Below are 15,333 nucleotides of genomic sequence, written 5' to 3' on the forward strand. Positions count from 1 at the left end.
CTTAGCATCTGGCGAGGGGCCCATGGCCGCGCTCGAATGGGATGATCTGCGCTATGTCCTCGCCGTTGCCGAGGCCGGTTCGCTCGCCGGCGCGGCGCGCGAACTGCGCGTCAACCATTCGACGGTGCTGCGCCGCATCGCCGCCTTCGAGCAGCAACTGGGCCTTCGCCTGTTTGAGCGCCTGCCGACCGGCTATGTGCTGACGGCCGGCGGGGAGGAGCTGGTCGCGGCGGCGCGCAGCATCGCCGGCACCGTCACCGAGCTCGAACGCAGGATCGCCGGCCAGGACCTGCGACTCTCCGGCACGCTCCGGGTCACCGCCACCGACACGCTGATGGGCTCGATCCTGCCCGAGATCCTCGCCGAGTTCGGCGAGGCCCATCCCGGCATCGCCCTGGAGGTCGCGGTCTCCAACCTGATGTTCAACCTGACCAAGCGCGATGCCGATGTCGCCTTGCGCACCGCCGACAATCCGCCGGTGACCTTGGTCGGGCGCCGGGTCGGCAGGATCGCCTTCGCGATCTACGCCGCGCCCGCCTATCTCGCGCGCTACGATCATGCCGACCTCGCCGAGCATCGCTGGATCGGGCCGGACGACACGCTCGCGGGAACCTCGGTGGCGCGCTGGATGCAGGCGAAATTGCCGAAGAGCGATATCGCGTTGCGGGCCGATTCGCTGCTGGCGATGCAGCAGGCGGCGGTGGCGGGCCTCGGGCTGGTCGCGCTGCCCTGCTATCTCGGTGACAGCCTCCCGGCCCTCGCTTGCGTGCGCCGTCCCCTGCCGGAGATGGAGACGGCCTTGTGGATCCTGACCCATGAGGATCTGCGCGCCGCGGCGCGGGTCCGCGCCTTCACCGATTTTGCCTATGGCGCCTTCCGCAAGCGCCGCGCCTTGTTGGAGGGCGAGGCCGCGTCGTCCGCCTGAGGATCAGGCCTCGACCAGCTTGAGGCCGATCACGCCGATCAGGATCAGCGCGAGCAGGCCAAGGCGCGCGGGCGAGGCGCTCTCGCCGAGGGCGACGATGCCCGCGATGGCGACACCGAGCGCGCCGATGCCGACCCAGACCGCATAGGCGGTCCCGACCGGCAATTGCTTCAGCGCCAGCGACAGCATGACGAAGCTAACGATCGCCGAGACGATGCCGATCAGGCTCGGCCAGAAACGGGTGAAGCCGCCGGCCTGCTTCAGCGCAATCGCCCAGACGATCTCAAGCAGTCCGGCTCCGGTGAGCAGCAACCAGGACATGGGATGTCTCCGTGGAAATGGGGTGACGGCGTCGGATCGGCGCCGTCGGGAAGCGTTCAGAAGACCTTGATCGCAGCGACGCCGAGCAGCAGGACCACGACGCCGGCAAAGCGCAGGGTCGAGATTTCGCGCTGGGGTAGGCGGAACCAGCCGTAACGATCGACGAAGAGCGAGACGATCTGCTGGCCGGCGACGGTCAGGCCGACGGTCGCGGCGGTGCCGATGGCAGGGATCGCGACGAAGACGGTGGTGACATAGGTCGCGCCGCAGACCGCGCCGATCCAGCCCCACCAGGGCATGGCCTTGAGGCCGCCGAGCTGCGGTTTCGCGCCACCCGTCAGCAGCGTCACCAAGAGAACGACGATCATCGACAGGGTCGCGACCGCGAAGCTGATCGTTCCGACGACGAAGGGCGCGCCGAGATCCTGCCGCAGCAGCCCGTTGATCGCGCCCTGGACCGGCAGCACCGCGCCGGCGACGAGGGCGAGCAGCATCCAGCCGAGTTTCGAGCCGGAAAGCTCCTTGGTCGCGGCCTTCTGGCCGAAGACGATCGCCACCACACCGGCGAGCACGGCCGCCGTGCCGATCAGCGTCGCGGGCTTCGGCGCCTGCCGGGGTACGCCGAGCACGCCGAAGCTGTCGAGCGCGAGCGAGGCCAGCATCTGGCCGGCGATGAAGAGGCCGACCGCGACGACCGCGCCGAGCCGCGGGAAGACCAGGATGGTCGAGGCGACATAGAGCGCCGTCGCGACGCCGCCGATCGCATGCCACCACGGCACGGCCTGCAGGCCTCCGAAGGCGGCCGCCGTGCCGGTTGCGATCGCGACGATCAGCAGGAGGAGGGCGGCGAGCACGACCTGGATCGTCGTCGCGGCGAAGGGGCTTCCCGTCGCCTTCGACAATTGCGCATTGGCGCCGGCCTGCACCGCCAGCAGACCGCCGGCGGCGAGGGACAGCGGGATGAAGAGGGTATCCATGACGAATATCCTGTCGGGAGCGACGCGCTCAGGCGTCGGCGTGCGCGAGCGCCGGCACGGCAAGGCCGCGCTGCACGGCGGGGCGGGCGGCGATCGTCTCGTGCCAGCGTTGCAGATGAGGGGTCTTGGCGAGGCTCAGGCCGAGTTTCGGCAGAGCGTTGATCCAGGGCCAGACCATGATGTCGGCGATGCCGTAGCTGGCTTCGACCAGATAGGGCCGCAGCGCCAGCTCGCCGTCGAGGACACGTAGGATGCGGGCGGTCTCGCGCTCATAGCGCTCGATCGCGTAGGGCAGCGTCTCCTTGGCGAAGACCTTGAAATGCCAGAGCTGGCCGATCATCGGCCCGACATGAGCCGCCTGGAAGAAGCTCCATTGCAGCGTCTTGCTCAGCGCCGGTGGGCCGTTGGGCCGGAGCACGCCGGAACGCTCGGCGAGATAAAGCAGGATCGCGCCGGACTCGAAGACCGTCCGGTCATGATCGTGGTCGACGATGACCGGGATCTTGTTGTTCGGGTTGAGCGCCAGGAAGCTCGGCCGGTGCTGGTCGCCCGCCTCGATGTCGATGACGGTGACGGCGTAGGGCAGCCCGGCTTCCTCGAGCATGATCGAGGCCTTGTGGCCGTTCGGGGTCTGGTAGGTGTAGAGGTCGATCGGGGTCATCGGCTTGCTCCGAAGTCTGGATGCCGATGAGATAGATTGTGCGATGGCGCATCACGATGTGTGATGTAGCCTTGAGATTATGCGAATTCGCACAGGCCTCGGATCATGCTGGCAATCTCGCATCATGGCCGGGGCATATTGCGCCGGCCATGACGAATGAGGGTTTCAGATCGCCCGCTTGCCGATGATGGCGAACCGCAGCTTGCTCGAGAGGAAGTCGATCGCGGTCACCGCCGCCAGGATCAGCAGGATCAGGAACGAGACCTGCTGCCATTCGAGCGTGCGGATGGTCTCGGCGAGATAGAGGCCGATGCCGCCGGCCCCGACGATGCCGATGATGGTCGAGGAGCGGGTGTTCGACTCGATGTAGTAGAGCACCTGGCTGGCGATCACCGGCAGCACCTGCGGGATCAGGCCGAAGCGGATCTCGTGCAGCTTGCCGCCGCCGACCGAGGCGACGCCCTCGACGGGTTTGCGGTCGGCGGATTCGATCGCCTCGGAGAACAGTTTGCCGAAGGCGCCGAGATCGCTGGTCATGATCGCCAGCATGCCGGCGAAGGGGCCGAGGCCAACGACATTGACCCAGATCAGCGCCCAGATCAGCGCGTCGACGCCGCGCACGGTGTCCATCGAGCGCCGTGCCAGGAAATGCACGATGCGGTTGGCGACGACGTTCTTGGCGGCGAGGAAGCCGAGCGGGAAGGCGAGGATCGCCGCCATGATGGTGCCGAGGAAGGCGATGGCGATCGTCTCGAACAGCGCCTTGACGAAGATGACGGCGCGGGCGAACGAGCCGGGATCGGGCGGCAGCATCAGCGCGATGAAGGTGCCGAGATTGGCGAAGCCGGCGATGATCTTCCAGAGCGAGGTCTCGAGCGTCGTCAGCCCGTAGAGGAAGAGTCCGACGAGGCCGCCGACGACGACGATGGTCATCAGCTTGGTCTTCAGCGAGCCGGCGATCGCGGCCTTGTGGCGGGCGATCAGCGCGGCGCGGTCGGCAGCGGAGAGAGCGAGCGTCATTTGCCGTGCTCCAGGCTGAGCAGCGCATGGCGCAGGCGCTCGGTGCCGTAGTCGATGAGCATCACCGTGACGATGATCAGCAAGAGGATGGCGCTGACATCGGTGAAGTAGAATTTGCGGATCGCCTCGATCAGATCCTGCCCGATGCCGCCGGCGCCGACGAAGCCCATGATCGAGGCGCCGCGGACATTGATCTCGAAGCGCAGCAGCGCGTAGCTGGCGAAGTTCGACAGCACCTGCGGCACCACGGCGAAGCGGATGGTCTGCCACCAGCCTGCGCCGGTCGCGGTCAGGCCGTCGACCGGCTTCATGTCGATGTTCTCGACCACCTCGGAGAAGAGCTTGCCCATCGCGCCCATGGTGTGGATGGCGATGGCGAGCACGCCGGGCAGCGGTCCCAGCCCGAACGCGATGACGAAGATCAGCGCGAAGACGATCTCGGGGACGGTGCGGCAGAATTCGAGGAAGCGGCGCGTTCCCCAGCGCAGCCAGGGAAAACGGCCGAGATTGCTGGCGGCGGCGAAGCAGAGGAAGAAGCCTCCGATAGCGCCGAGCACGGTACCGACATAGGCGATCAGCAGCGTCTGCCAGAGCAGCTTCAGCCAGCCATTCAGGCCCCAGTACCATTCCTTGAGATCGGCGCCGAGCGTCGCCAGGCGCAGCGTCGGCAGGGTCTCGAGGATGTATTTCGGGAAACGCCAGGCATTCGCGGCGAATTTCGCGATATCGACCTCGGAGCCGATGCCGGCGAGGACGACACAGGCGACGAAGACGCCCAGGCCGAGCAGGGTCTGGAGCCGCTTGGCCGCCATTTCGCGCCGATAGAGCTCGGCATGGGCGGCGATGGCGGGATCGGTGCGGTCGATCGCGAGTGTCATGACAGGTCCGTCGCCGAGGGAAGTGGCGGCTAGAGCGCGCCGCCGCCGTCATGCTCGCCCTTGTGGCGAGCATCCACGTCTTGGGCGCCGCGCGCGATCAGCGAGGCGAAGGCGTGGATGGTCGGGACAAGCCCGACCATGACGGGTAGCGGATGAGAAGACTTACGACGACTTCTTCTTGCGGAGAGCGTCGACGAACTTGTTCAGCTCGATGATCGGGTCGTAGGCCTTGTTGTCGACGGCGACGAGCGGGCCCTGCTTGCCTTCATAGATCTTGTCGAAGGCGGCCTTGTCCTTGGTGGCGAGGTTCAGCACCGCGTCGCGGATCTTGGCCTTCAGCTCGTCCGGCAGCTCGGTGAGATAGGCCATCGGCGAGTTCACGATCTGCTCGGACTTGTAGATGATCCGGAAGTCGTCCGCCTTGACCATCTTCTTGCGGTCCATGCGCAGCAGGTTCGATTCCTGCTCGTCGTTCCACCAGTTCGCGGCGATGTCGACGGTGCCCTGCTGCAGGGCGATGATCGCGTTCTCGTGGCTGCCCGTGTAGACGACCTTGCCGAAGAAGGTCTCGGGTTCGATCTTCATGCCGTCGAGCGCAAAGCGCGGGACGTTGTTGCCCGAGGTCGAGTTCGGGTCGACGAGGCCGAGATTCTTGCCCTTGAGATCCTCGATCTTCTGATAGGGCGAGTCCTTCTTCACGTAGAAGACCGAGTAGTAGCCCTTGGTGCCGTCGATATTGGTCTCGATCGCGAAGGCGTCGACCTTGGCGCCGGTCATCAGCGCGCGGGCGAAGGAGGCCGGGCCGTACATGCCGATATGGATGTTGCCGGCGCGCTGGCCCTCGATGATCGCGGCGTAGTCGTTGGCGATGCGCAGCGTGACCTTGGTGCCGAGCTCCTTGGCGAGATAGTTCACGAAGGGGGTGTAGCGCTCGACCACGCCCGAGGCGTTCTCGGAGGGGATGATGGCGAAGACCAGCTCGGGATATTTCGCCTTCCAGTCCTGCGCGAAGGCAGGCGCAGCGAGCGTCGCGGCGAGGCCAGCCGCGGCAAGCGTGAGGGTATGACGACGGGTCAGCATGGTGGTGCTCCTTTGGAAAAGTCGGTGGTGAAAGGTCAGGCGTAAGGGCAGGCCCGCGGGCACGCCGCCGGCTGTCTCAGGCGGCGTTCTGCTTGGCGCGCTTGGCTTCCTGGCTGGCGATGGCTTCGAGCGCGTCGAGCGCTTCGGCACCGGCATCCTTGGCCTCGATGCCGTAGAGTTCGGCGGCAAGCTCGCTCGTCAGTGCATGCGGCGGGCCGTCGAATACGACCTTGCCGCCGGCCATGCCGATCAGCCGGTCGCAATACTTCGCGGCGATGTCGAGATGGTGGAGATTGCAGACCACGGTGATGCCGTCCTCGCGATTGATGCGGAACAGCGCGTCCATGACGACCTGGGTGTTGCGCGGGTCGAGCGAGGCGATCGGCTCGTCGGCCAGGATGATCTTCGGCTCCTGCACCAGAGCGCGGGCGATGGCGACGCGCTGCTGCTGGCCGCCGGAGAGGGTCTCGGCGCGCTGCGCGAGCAGATGGCCCATGTCGAGCCGCTCGAGCGCGGCAATGGCGCGAACCTTGTCGTCCTGCGAGAAGCTCTTGACCAGTGTCAGCGCGGCGGAGCGATGGTTGAGGCGGCCGAGCAGGACATTGGTCAGCACGTCAAGGCGGCCGACCAGGTTGAACTGCTGGAAGATCATTGCGGTATCGCGCCGCCAGGCCCGCAGCGCCGCGCCGCGCAGGGCGGTGACGTCGCGCTCCTCGCTGAGGATACGGCCTTCGCTGGCGTCGGCGAGGCGGTTGAGCATGCGCAGCAGCGTCGACTTGCCGGCGCCCGAGCGGCCGATGATGCCGACCATCTCGCCGCGTGGAATCGACAGGGTGACGTTGTCGACGGCGGCCTTACCGCCGAAACGCTTGGTCAGACCCTCGATACGCAGCATCGACACTCTCCCGCGATTGCGGGATGATGCGGTATCGGCGGCAGATGACAGCGCCGTGACAGGAGGTGCATTCCGGGACGGCCGAGGTGGAAGGCCGGTCATCGACCGTCAACCATATCGCCCGCACTCGCGGCAGAAGGTGGACTGTCAGCCCGCGCGCAGCAGCAAGTCGACGCAGGCGGCGACATAAGCCTTGCGCTCGGCGTCGGCCGCGCGCGCGATGCCGAACAGGCCGCGGACCTGATGGAAGCCGCGCAGCATGCCGATGAACTGCTCGGCGAGCCTGTCGGCCTCCTCGTCGGCCAAGGGCCGAGGCAGGCCATCACCCGATCGTGAACGCTGCGCGAGCAAGGCGGAGAGGTCCGTTATCATGCGGCCTGCCCCAGCCTCGTACGCAGCCTGTCCCAGTTCGGGAAAGCGGGCGGCGGCTCCGACGATCAGGCGATGCAAATCGAGCGAGGCCGGATGCAGCATCATCGCCAGCGCATCCTCGCCGAGACGCAGCAAGGTGGAGCGCAGATCGCCGGTCTCTCTGGCCGGTCTGCGCAGCGGAATCGTCAATTTTTCAGTGAGTTCGGTGCAGATCGCCAGGAACAGCGCCTGCTTGTCGGCGAAATGGCTGTAGATGGTCTGCTTGGAGACGCCGGCGCGCTGGGCGATCTGATCGAGGCTGGCGCGATCGAAGCCCTCGGCCAGGAACGTCTCCGACGCGGCCCTGGTGATCGCGTCATGTTTATCCGGCCGTGATTTTTCGGCCGGCATCGGTCTTGCTTCTGCAGCGGTGGCGCTACCGCGTCCGTGCATTGATCATTCCGTCACGCTTCCGCCCTTAAAGGGTGCTTATCAAACTAGACCGTCCAGTCTAGAATATGTCCGTACTCCCGGAGCGTCCAGCCTGATGAAGCGTTTTCTCCTCCTTATCCTGATCGCCGGGCTGGCGGGCGGCGGATATTACGGCTACCGCAACCACTTCAAGGGCAGCGGCCAGCAGGTCCAGGCGCAAGCGACCGCCCCCGGGCAGGCTGCGGCCGTGCCGGTCGAGGTCGGCGCGATCGAGCTCTCTTCGGTCAATGAGGAGGTCGAGGCGCTCGGCACGCTCGCCGCCGACGAATCCGTGGTGATCGCTCCCGAAATGGCTGGCCGCGTGGTCGCGCTCGGCTTCAAGGAGGGCGAGAAGGTCGCCAAGGACCAGAAGCTGGTGATGCTCGACACCGCCATGCTCGACGCCGAGCTGAAGCAGGCCCAGGCCGATCTCTCGCTCGCCCGCGACACCTATGACCGCAATCGCTCGCTGGTGCAGCGCGGCTCCGGCACGCAGGTCGCGCTGGAGCAGGCCACGGCGCAGCTCGCCTCCCAGGAAGCGAAGATCCAGCTCGTCCAGGCCAAGCTCGCTCTGGCGACGATCAAGGCGCCGTTCACCGGTGTCGTCGGTCTGCGCTCGGTCGGCATCGGCGATTTCGTCTCGGTCGGCAAGCAGTTGATCACGCTGACCAATATCGACCCGATCAAGGTCGATTTCCGCGTGCCCGAGATCTTCCTGACCCAGGTCAAGGTGGGCCAGCCGATCCAGCTCAAGGTGGATGCGGTGCCTGACCGGCCGTTCACCGGCCAGGTCTTCGCGATCGACCCCGTGGTCGACGTCAATGGCCGCGCCGTGAAGCTGCGCGCCAGCATCCCCAATGCCGACCTCGTGCTGAAGCCCGGCCTGTTCGCCCGCGTCACAGTGGTGGTCGACAAGCGCGACAATGCCCTGCTCGTGCCGGAGACCGCCGTGGTGCCTGATGGCGTCGGCAAGGCGGTCTTCGTCGTCGAGGGCGGCAAGGCGCGGCGCATGCCGGTCGAGCTCGGCAAGCGCCTGCTCGGCAAGGTCGAGGTGGTGAAGGGGCTGAAAGCCGGCCAGCAGATCGTCACCGCCGGCCAGATGCGCCTGCGCGATGGCTCGACCGTTGCGATCAAGGAGAAGGCTTCGGTCCAGACCAGCGCGCTGCCGGGTGCCGTGCCGCCAGGTGTGGCGCAGCAATGAGCCTGTTCGAGCTCTTCGTCCGCCGGCCGGTCCTCTCGACTGTGCTCAGCCTGCTCGTCGTCCTGATCGGCTTCGTCTCCTATACGCGCCTGACGGTGCGCGAGTATCCGAACATCGACGAGCCGATCGTCTCGGTGCAGACGACCTATCGCGGCGCCAGCGCCGAGATCATCGAGACGCAGGTCACGCAGATCCTGGAGAACTCGATCGCCGGCATCGAAGGCATCGAGATCATCAACTCGACCAGCCGCCAGGAGCGCAGCCAGATCTCGGTGCGCTTCCGCCCCGACGTCGATCCCGACGTCGCGGCCTCCGACGTGCGCGACCGCGTCAGCCGCGTGCGGGGCCGCATGCCCGACGAGATCGACGAGCCGATCATCGCCAAGGTCGAGGCCGACGCCCAGCCGGTGATGTATCTGTCGCTGACCAGCAAGCGGCATTCGCCGCTGGAGCTGACCGACTTCGCCGACCGCTTCATCTCCGACCGGGTCCAGAACATCACCGGCGTCGCCGAAGTCCGCATCCTCGGCCAGCGCCAGTTCGCCATGCGCATCTGGCTCGATCGCGCCCGCATGGCCGCCTATGCCATCACCGTGCAGGAGATCGAGGCGGCGCTGCGTGCCCAGAACGTCGAGATCCCGTCCGGCCGGATCGAGAGCAACGACCGCGAATTCACGGTGCTTTCGCAGACTAGCCTGATCACGCCGGAGCAGTTCCGCGAGATCACGGTCAAGGACGCCAGCGGCTTCCCGGTCAAGCTGCGTGATCTCGCCAAGGTGGAGCTCGGCGCGCGCGAGGAGCGCAACGCGGCCTGGTTCGGCGGCCAGCCTTCGGTGACGATCGGCATCGTCAAGCAGGCGACGGCCAATCCGCTCGACGTCTCCGCCGGCGTCGTCGCGGCGCTGCCGGGCATTCGCGAGGACCTGCCCGACGGCATGTCGATCGCGACCTCCTACGACACCTCGATCTTCATCGACCGCTCGATCAAGGCGGTCTATTCGACGATCGGCGAGGCGGTCGTCCTCGTCGTGCTGATCATCTTCCTGTTCCTGCGCTCGCTCAGGGCGACGCTGATCCCGCTCGTCACCATTCCCGTGTCGCTGATCGGCGCCTTCGCGCTGATGTATGCGATGGGCTTCACGGTCAACACGCTGACCCTGCTGTCGATGGTGCTCGCCATCGGCCTCGTCGTCGACGACGCGATCGTCGTGCTCGAGAACGTCCACCGTCATATCGAGGAGGGGGTTGAGCCGACCGAGGCCGCGATCAAGGGCATCAACGAGATCGCCTTCGCCGTCGTCGCGATGACGCTGACGCTGGTCGCGGTCTACGCGCCGATGGCGTTCTCGACCGGCCGCACCGGCAAGCTTTTCGTCGAGTTCGCGCTGACGCTCGCCGGCGCCGTGCTCGTCTCCGGCTTCGTCGCGCTGACGCTGACCCCGATGATGTGCGCCAAGTTGCTCCGCCACGAGAACAAGCACAACTTCCTCTACAACGCCCTGGAACGCTTCTTCGAGGCGCTGTCGAGCGGCTATCGCCGTTCGCTGCGCTTTGCGCTGAGGATCCGGCCGCTGATCGTGCTGCTGGCGCTCGGCGTCGCCGGCGGCAGCTATTTCTTCTTCACCAACCTCCGCTCCGAGCTGGCGCCGGTCGAGGATCGCGGCACCATCACTGCGATCGGCGTCGCGCCCGAAGGCGCCACCATGGCCTTCACCGCCGATTATGCCCGGCGGGTCGAGGACTATTTCAGCAAGATCCAGGAGGTCGACAGCTACCTCGTCATCGTCGGCTTCCCCGACGTGACGCGGGCGATCGCCTTTGCGCGCCTGAAGCCCTGGGAAGAGCGCCAGCGCAAGCAGCAGAATCTCGTCGCCGAGATCAACAAGGGGCTGTCGCAGATCCCCGGCATCCGCCTGTTCGCGACCAATCCGCCCTCGCTCGGGCAGGGTGGCGCCAACAGCAAGCCGGTCGAGTTCGTGCTGCGCTCTTCCGACAGTTATGCCGAGATCAAGGCGAACGTCGATCGCCTGATTGCCGAGGTGCAGGGCAATCCGGCGCTAACCAACATCGAAAGCAACCTCATCCTCGACAAGCCGCAGATCAAGGTCTCGATCGACCGCCAGCGCGCCGCCGATCTCGGCGTCGGCGTCGATGTGATCGGGCGCACCATGGAGACGCTGCTCGGCGGGCGCCAGGTCACGCGCTTCAACATGAACAGCAAGCAGTACGACGTGATGCTGCAGGTCGCGGGCGAGGATCGCAACACGCCGCAGGCCCTGCAGTCGATCTACCTGATCGGCCGTGGCGGCCAGGTCGTGCAGCTCTCCAGCCTGGTCCAGGTCGAGGAGAACGTCGCCCCCAAGGAACTGATCCGCTTCAACCAGCTACGCTCGGCGACGATCACGGCGGTGCCGGGCGCGGGCTATTCGCTTGGCGATGCGCTGAGCGTGCTGGAGCAAGGCGCAGCGAAGGTCCTCCCGGCCTCGTTCCAGACCGACTATTCCGGGCAGAGCCGCGAGTTCAAGCAGTCGGGTTCCTCGATCCTGCTGGTCTTCCTGCTGGCGCTCGGCTTCATCTATCTGGTGCTGGCGGCCCAGTTCGAGAGCTTCGTCGATCCGGTCGTGATCATGGTCTCGGTGCCCCTCTCGCTCACCGGTGCGCTCGCGGCGCTCTATTTCTCTGGTGGCACGCTCAACGTCTACAGCCAGATCGGCCTGATCACGCTGGTCGGGCTGATCACCAAGCACGGTATCCTGATCCTCGAATTCACTAACCAGCTGCGCGAGGAGGGCCGCGAGCTCGTCGACGCCCTGGTCGAGGCGGCGGAGCTGCGTCTGCGCCCGATCCTGATGACGACCGGCGCGATGGTGCTCGGCGCCGTGCCGCTGGCCTTGGCGGAAGGCGCCGGCGCCGAGAGCCGCTCGCAGATCGGCTGGGTCATCGTCGGCGGCATGACCTTCGGCACGCTGCTCACACTCTATGTCGTGCCGGTCGCCTACAGCTACATGGCGCGCGGCAAGCACGGCTCGCGCCATGCGGCTGCCGAGGCGCATCCACAGCCGGCGGAATGATCGGCGATCCGGGTAGAGGATATCCGGATAGCCCTTAGCGGAAACGTCTATTCGCTTTCACCGCCGCCCGACGCTAACCGTCGCGGCGGCGGTGCCCAATGAGCGAGAACTCAGGCGACCGCCCGTGACATCAACGGGAGGAACGCATGAGGATCGGTTTCTGGCTCAAGGCGGTGCTCGCCGCCTGCATGGCGACTTCTATTCCCACCGCGCAGGCGCAGACCTTCCCGAGCAAGCCGGTCACCATGCTGATCCCGTTCGCGGCCGGCGGGCCGACCGACGTGGTCGGGCGCCTGGTCGGCGAGCATATGAGCCGCACGCTCGGCCAGCCGGTGATCATCGAGAACGCGGTCGGCGCCGCCGGCACGCTCGCCGGGCAGCGCCTGATGGCCTCGCCCGCCGACGGCCATGTCATCCTGATTGGTCATACCGGCACGCATGCCGCCGCCGTCTCGCTCAACCCGAACCTGAAATACCGGCCGGTCGAAGACTTCGCCCCGGTCGGGCTGGTCAACACCAACCCGATCTTCCTGACCGTCCGCAAGACCCATCCGAGCGGCACACTCGCCGAGTTCGTCGCCTGGGTGAAGGCGAACGAGAAGGCGGCGAGCAACGCCCATGCCGGCGTGGGCTCGGTCAGCCACACCACCTGCCTGCTCTTCAACACGGTCGTCGGGGTGAAACCCAATGGCGTGCCCTATCGCGGCACCGGCCCGGCGATGAACGATCTCGTCGCCGGCCAGGTCGACTATCTCTGCGACCAGGCGGTGAACGTCGCCCCGCAGCATCGCGCCGGCACGATCAAGACGCTGGCCGTCGCCTCGGCTGCCCGTGCGACGGCGCTGCCGGATGTGCCGACCAGCACGGAAGCCGGCGTGCCCGGCTTCAAGGTCGAGGTCTGGAACGCGATGTTCGCGCCCAAGGACACGCCTGCGCCGGTCGTCGCCAAGCTGAACGGAGCGCTGAAGGCGGCGCTTGCCGATGCGACGGTCAAGGCCAAGCTCAACGAACTCGGCGCCGAGATCCCCTCGGCTGAATTGCAGGAGCCGGCTGGGCTACGTTCCTTCGTCGGCGCCGAGATCGAGCGTTGGGCGCCGATCATCAAGGCGAGCGGCGTCAAGATCGAGTGACGCTGAGCTTCGTTCCAAGGATCGAAAAACCTTGTCATCCCGGACGGAGCGCAGCGGAGATCCGGGATCCATTCCTGAGCCTATCCGAAAGGGGTTCCGGAATGGGTCCCGGGTCTCCCTCCGGTCGCCCGGGACGACTCGTTTCTCCTGAGCAACCTCAGTTTATTGCAGCCTGACCGATACGCTCTCGCTGGCGCCGGCGGCATCGATCACCGAGATGCGCACGAAGCCCTTGCCGGGCGGCTGCCAGGCGGCCTCGCGGCGCTTCACCGCCGCCATCACCGGCGCGCCGTCGACCAGCCAGGTGAACGGCGCGACGCCGCCGGAGACCTTGAGGTTGAGCTGCGGCGCACCGTCGACCGCCGAGGCGGAAAGATCGATCTTCGCACCCTCGGGCGGGAAGGCGAGCTTGAGGCCCGGCGTCGCCAGCGCGGCTACCGTCTTCGGCACGTCCTGGCGCAAATGCCGCAGCGGAGGCGGCAGGGTCGCGCTGCTGGCCGAGATTGTCCCCGGCGGCTGTTCGAAGGGCCGCGGATCGAGGCCGATGCGGGCGAAGGCGTCGAACAGGATCGGAGCCGCGACGACGCGCCCGACGAGGCCGGGCACCGCGCCATTGTCGGGCCGGCCGACCCAGACGCCGATGGTGTGCTTGCGGTCGAAGCCGACCGCCCAGGCGTCGCGATAGCCGTAGGAGGTGCCGGTCTTGTAGGCGATCCGGCCGGGCGGGGCGTTGAGCGGCGGCGGCGCACCGAGCAGCGTATCGGCGACATACCAGGCGGCGACCGGTTCGACGAGACGCAAGGGCGGCTCGATCACGCCGCTCGCCGACTTTACATGCAGCGGCACGACTTCGCCGCCGCGGGCGAGGCCGACATAGAGCCGGGTCAGGTCGGAGAGGGTGATGCCGAGGCCGCCGAGGCCGATGGCGAGGCCGGGTGCGCCGCCATCCCTGGGCATGGCGATGGCGGCGCCGGTATCCTTCAGGCGCGACAGGAAGCGCTGCGGACCGACTGCCGATAGCAGTTCCACCGCCGGCAGGTTGAGCGAGAGCTGCAGCGCCTTGCGGGCGCTGACCATGCCCTGGAAGCCGAGGTCGAAATTCTCGGGAACATAGAGGCCGTAGCGGGTCGGCCGGTCCTCCAGCATGGTCTCAGGATGGGCGAGGCCGTTGTCGAAGGCGAGCGCATAGATAAAGGGCTTCAGCGCAGAGCCGGGGGAGCGCAGCGCCTGCGTCAGGTCGAGCGAGCCGGCGCGCCCGGCGTCGAAATAATCGACGCCGCCGACCGAGGCGCGGATATCGCCGGTCTCGTTATCGGCGACCAGGATGGCGATCGAGAGCTGCGGGCCCTGGCCGATCGCGCGCTCGCGGGCGAGCTGCTCCAGGCTCGCCTGCCAGCGGGCATCGATGGTGAGGCGCTGGCTGCGCTGCTCCGGGGCCTCGGCGACGACCTGTTCGGCCGTGTGCGGTGCGAGGTTCGGGAAGGGCTTTCGCGCGGTCGGCACCGGCTCTTCGCGTGCGGCGGCAACCTCGTCAGAGGTCGCGAGCCCGGCCGCCTCGACGCGGGCTAACACACGCTCGCGGGCCTTGCGCGCGGCTTCCGGGAAACGGTCGGGCCGGCGCGTCTCCGGCGATTGCGGCAGGGCGACCAGCAATGCGGCTTCCGCGGTCGAGAGCCGCTTTGGCTCCTTGCCGAAATAGGCGAAGCTCGCGGCGCGCACGCCCTCGAGATTGCCGCCGAAGGGAGCGAGCGTCAGGTAGAGGTCGAGAATCTGCGTCTTGCTGAAGCGCTGCTCCAGCTCGATCGCGCGCACCGCCTGCCTGAGTTTGGCTGCGAGCGAGCGCTCTTGGCGCGGTTCGAGCAGGCGGGCGACCTGCATGGTCAGAGTCGAGCCGCCGGAGACGATGCGGCCATTCGCCAGCATCTGCCCCGCGGCGCGCAAGGCGCCGAGCGGATCGATGCCGGCATGCTGATCGAAGCGCTTGTCCTCGAAGGCCTTGAGCATGGAAAGGTAGCGCGGATCGACGTCATCGGCGCCGACCGGCAGCTTCCAGCGCCCGTCCGCGGTGACGAAGGGGCGCAGCAGCTTGCCCTCGCGGTCGAGCACCACGGTCGAGCGGTCGCGGGCGGCGGTAAAATCGATCGGGGGCAGGGTGGAGGCGTACCAGAAGAGGGAGGCGGCGGTGGCCGCGGCCAGCGCACCGACGCCGAGGCCGGCATAGGCAAGCCGGCGCGGCCAGACGCTCTTCCCTTCTCCCCTCGGGGGAGAAGGTGTCTGCGGAGCAGACGGATGAGGGCCGCGCGACTGGGTGAGGCAGTTGTCAGCTTGCGCCTGACTTCCCTCATCCGTCAG

13 protein-coding genes are annotated in these 15,333 nt (G+C 67.1%); 4 read left to right on the forward strand and 9 right to left on the reverse strand.

Features of this window, described 5'->3' with window-relative positions; translation table 11 throughout:
* The first annotated feature begins 22 nt into the window (after window positions 1-22).
* Window positions 23-925 carry a LysR family transcriptional regulator gene (locus BMZ21_RS09940; protein ID WP_091832764.1) on the forward strand — a complete coding sequence of 301 codons (903 nt, stop codon included), beginning with the start codon at window positions 23-25 and terminating at the stop codon, window positions 923-925.
* Between the two features lie 3 nt (window positions 926-928).
* On the opposite strand, the gene BMZ21_RS09945 is transcribed toward BMZ21_RS09940, so the two are convergent.
* From BMZ21_RS09945 to BMZ21_RS09980, 8 genes are all read right to left on the reverse strand, one after another.
* Window positions 929-1,246 carry a DMT family transporter gene (locus tag BMZ21_RS09945; RefSeq protein WP_091832767.1) on the reverse strand — a complete coding sequence of 106 codons (318 nt, stop codon included), beginning with the start codon at window positions 1,244-1,246 and terminating at the stop codon, window positions 929-931.
* A 56-nt stretch (window positions 1,247-1,302) separates the two neighbouring features.
* A complete protein-coding gene (locus tag BMZ21_RS09950; RefSeq protein WP_091832771.1) occupies window positions 1,303-2,223 on the reverse strand; it encodes a DMT family transporter in 921 nt (306 codons plus the stop codon).
* Window positions 2,224-2,251: 28 nt separating this feature from the next.
* On the reverse strand, window positions 2,252-2,884 hold the full coding sequence (locus BMZ21_RS09955) for a glutathione S-transferase family protein (protein ID WP_091832774.1): 633 nt from the start codon (window positions 2,882-2,884) through the stop codon (window positions 2,252-2,254).
* A gap of 165 nt (window positions 2,885-3,049) precedes the next feature.
* Window positions 3,050-3,904 (reverse strand): phosphonate ABC transporter, permease protein PhnE, encoded by an 855-nt coding sequence (gene phnE / locus BMZ21_RS09960; RefSeq protein ID WP_091832777.1) that lies wholly within the window; start codon window positions 3,902-3,904, stop codon window positions 3,050-3,052.
* Window positions 3,901-4,782 (reverse strand): phosphonate ABC transporter, permease protein PhnE, encoded by an 882-nt coding sequence (gene phnE, locus BMZ21_RS09965; RefSeq protein ID WP_091832780.1) that lies wholly within the window; start codon window positions 4,780-4,782, stop codon window positions 3,901-3,903. Before phnE (BMZ21_RS09965) ends, phnE (BMZ21_RS09960) begins: the two co-directional genes overlap by 4 nt.
* 162 nt (window positions 4,783-4,944) lie before the next feature.
* Window positions 4,945-5,862, reverse strand: a complete 918-nt coding sequence (gene phnD / locus BMZ21_RS09970) for a phosphonate ABC transporter substrate-binding protein (RefSeq protein WP_091832783.1) — start codon at window positions 5,860-5,862, stop codon at window positions 4,945-4,947.
* Window positions 5,863-5,938: 76 nt separating this feature from the next.
* Complete coding sequence (gene phnC / locus BMZ21_RS09975) at window positions 5,939-6,757, reverse strand: phosphonate ABC transporter ATP-binding protein (protein ID WP_091832786.1); 819 nt, start codon at window positions 6,755-6,757, stop codon at window positions 5,939-5,941.
* 147 nt (window positions 6,758-6,904) lie between these two features.
* Window positions 6,905-7,519: a TetR/AcrR family transcriptional regulator gene (locus BMZ21_RS09980; RefSeq protein ID WP_167561595.1), complete on the reverse strand. Its 615-nt coding sequence runs from the start codon at window positions 7,517-7,519 to the stop codon at window positions 6,905-6,907.
* Window positions 7,520-7,655: 136 nt separating this feature from the next.
* Between BMZ21_RS09980 and BMZ21_RS09985 the strand changes: the two genes are divergently transcribed.
* The 3 genes from BMZ21_RS09985 to BMZ21_RS09995 all read left to right on the forward strand — a co-directional run bounded on the left by BMZ21_RS09985 (window position 7,656) and on the right by BMZ21_RS09995 (window position 12,981).
* On the forward strand, window positions 7,656-8,780 hold the full coding sequence (locus tag BMZ21_RS09985; protein ID WP_091832792.1) for an efflux RND transporter periplasmic adaptor subunit: 1,125 nt from the start codon (window positions 7,656-7,658) through the stop codon (window positions 8,778-8,780).
* The gene (locus tag BMZ21_RS09990) at window positions 8,777-11,851 is read left to right on the forward strand and encodes an efflux RND transporter permease subunit (RefSeq protein WP_091832795.1); all 3,075 of its coding nucleotides are present in this window, start codon (window positions 8,777-8,779) and stop codon (window positions 11,849-11,851) included. The genes BMZ21_RS09985 and BMZ21_RS09990 overlap by 4 nt, the downstream gene beginning before the upstream one ends.
* Window positions 11,852-11,997: 146 nt before the next feature.
* Window positions 11,998-12,981, forward strand: coding sequence for a tripartite tricarboxylate transporter substrate-binding protein (locus tag BMZ21_RS09995; RefSeq protein ID WP_091832798.1), 984 nt, complete (start codon window positions 11,998-12,000; stop codon window positions 12,979-12,981).
* Between the two features lie 162 nt (window positions 12,982-13,143).
* On the opposite strand, the gene pbpC is transcribed toward BMZ21_RS09995, so the two are convergent.
* Window positions 13,144-15,333 (reverse strand): penicillin-binding protein 1C, encoded by a 2,190-nt coding sequence (gene pbpC, locus BMZ21_RS10000; RefSeq protein ID WP_091834270.1) that lies wholly within the window; start codon window positions 15,331-15,333, stop codon window positions 13,144-13,146.

It is taken from the genome of Allobosea lupini, from assembly GCF_900109525.1.
GTDB classification, from domain to species: Bacteria; Pseudomonadota; Alphaproteobacteria; order Rhizobiales; family Beijerinckiaceae; genus Allobosea; species Allobosea lupini.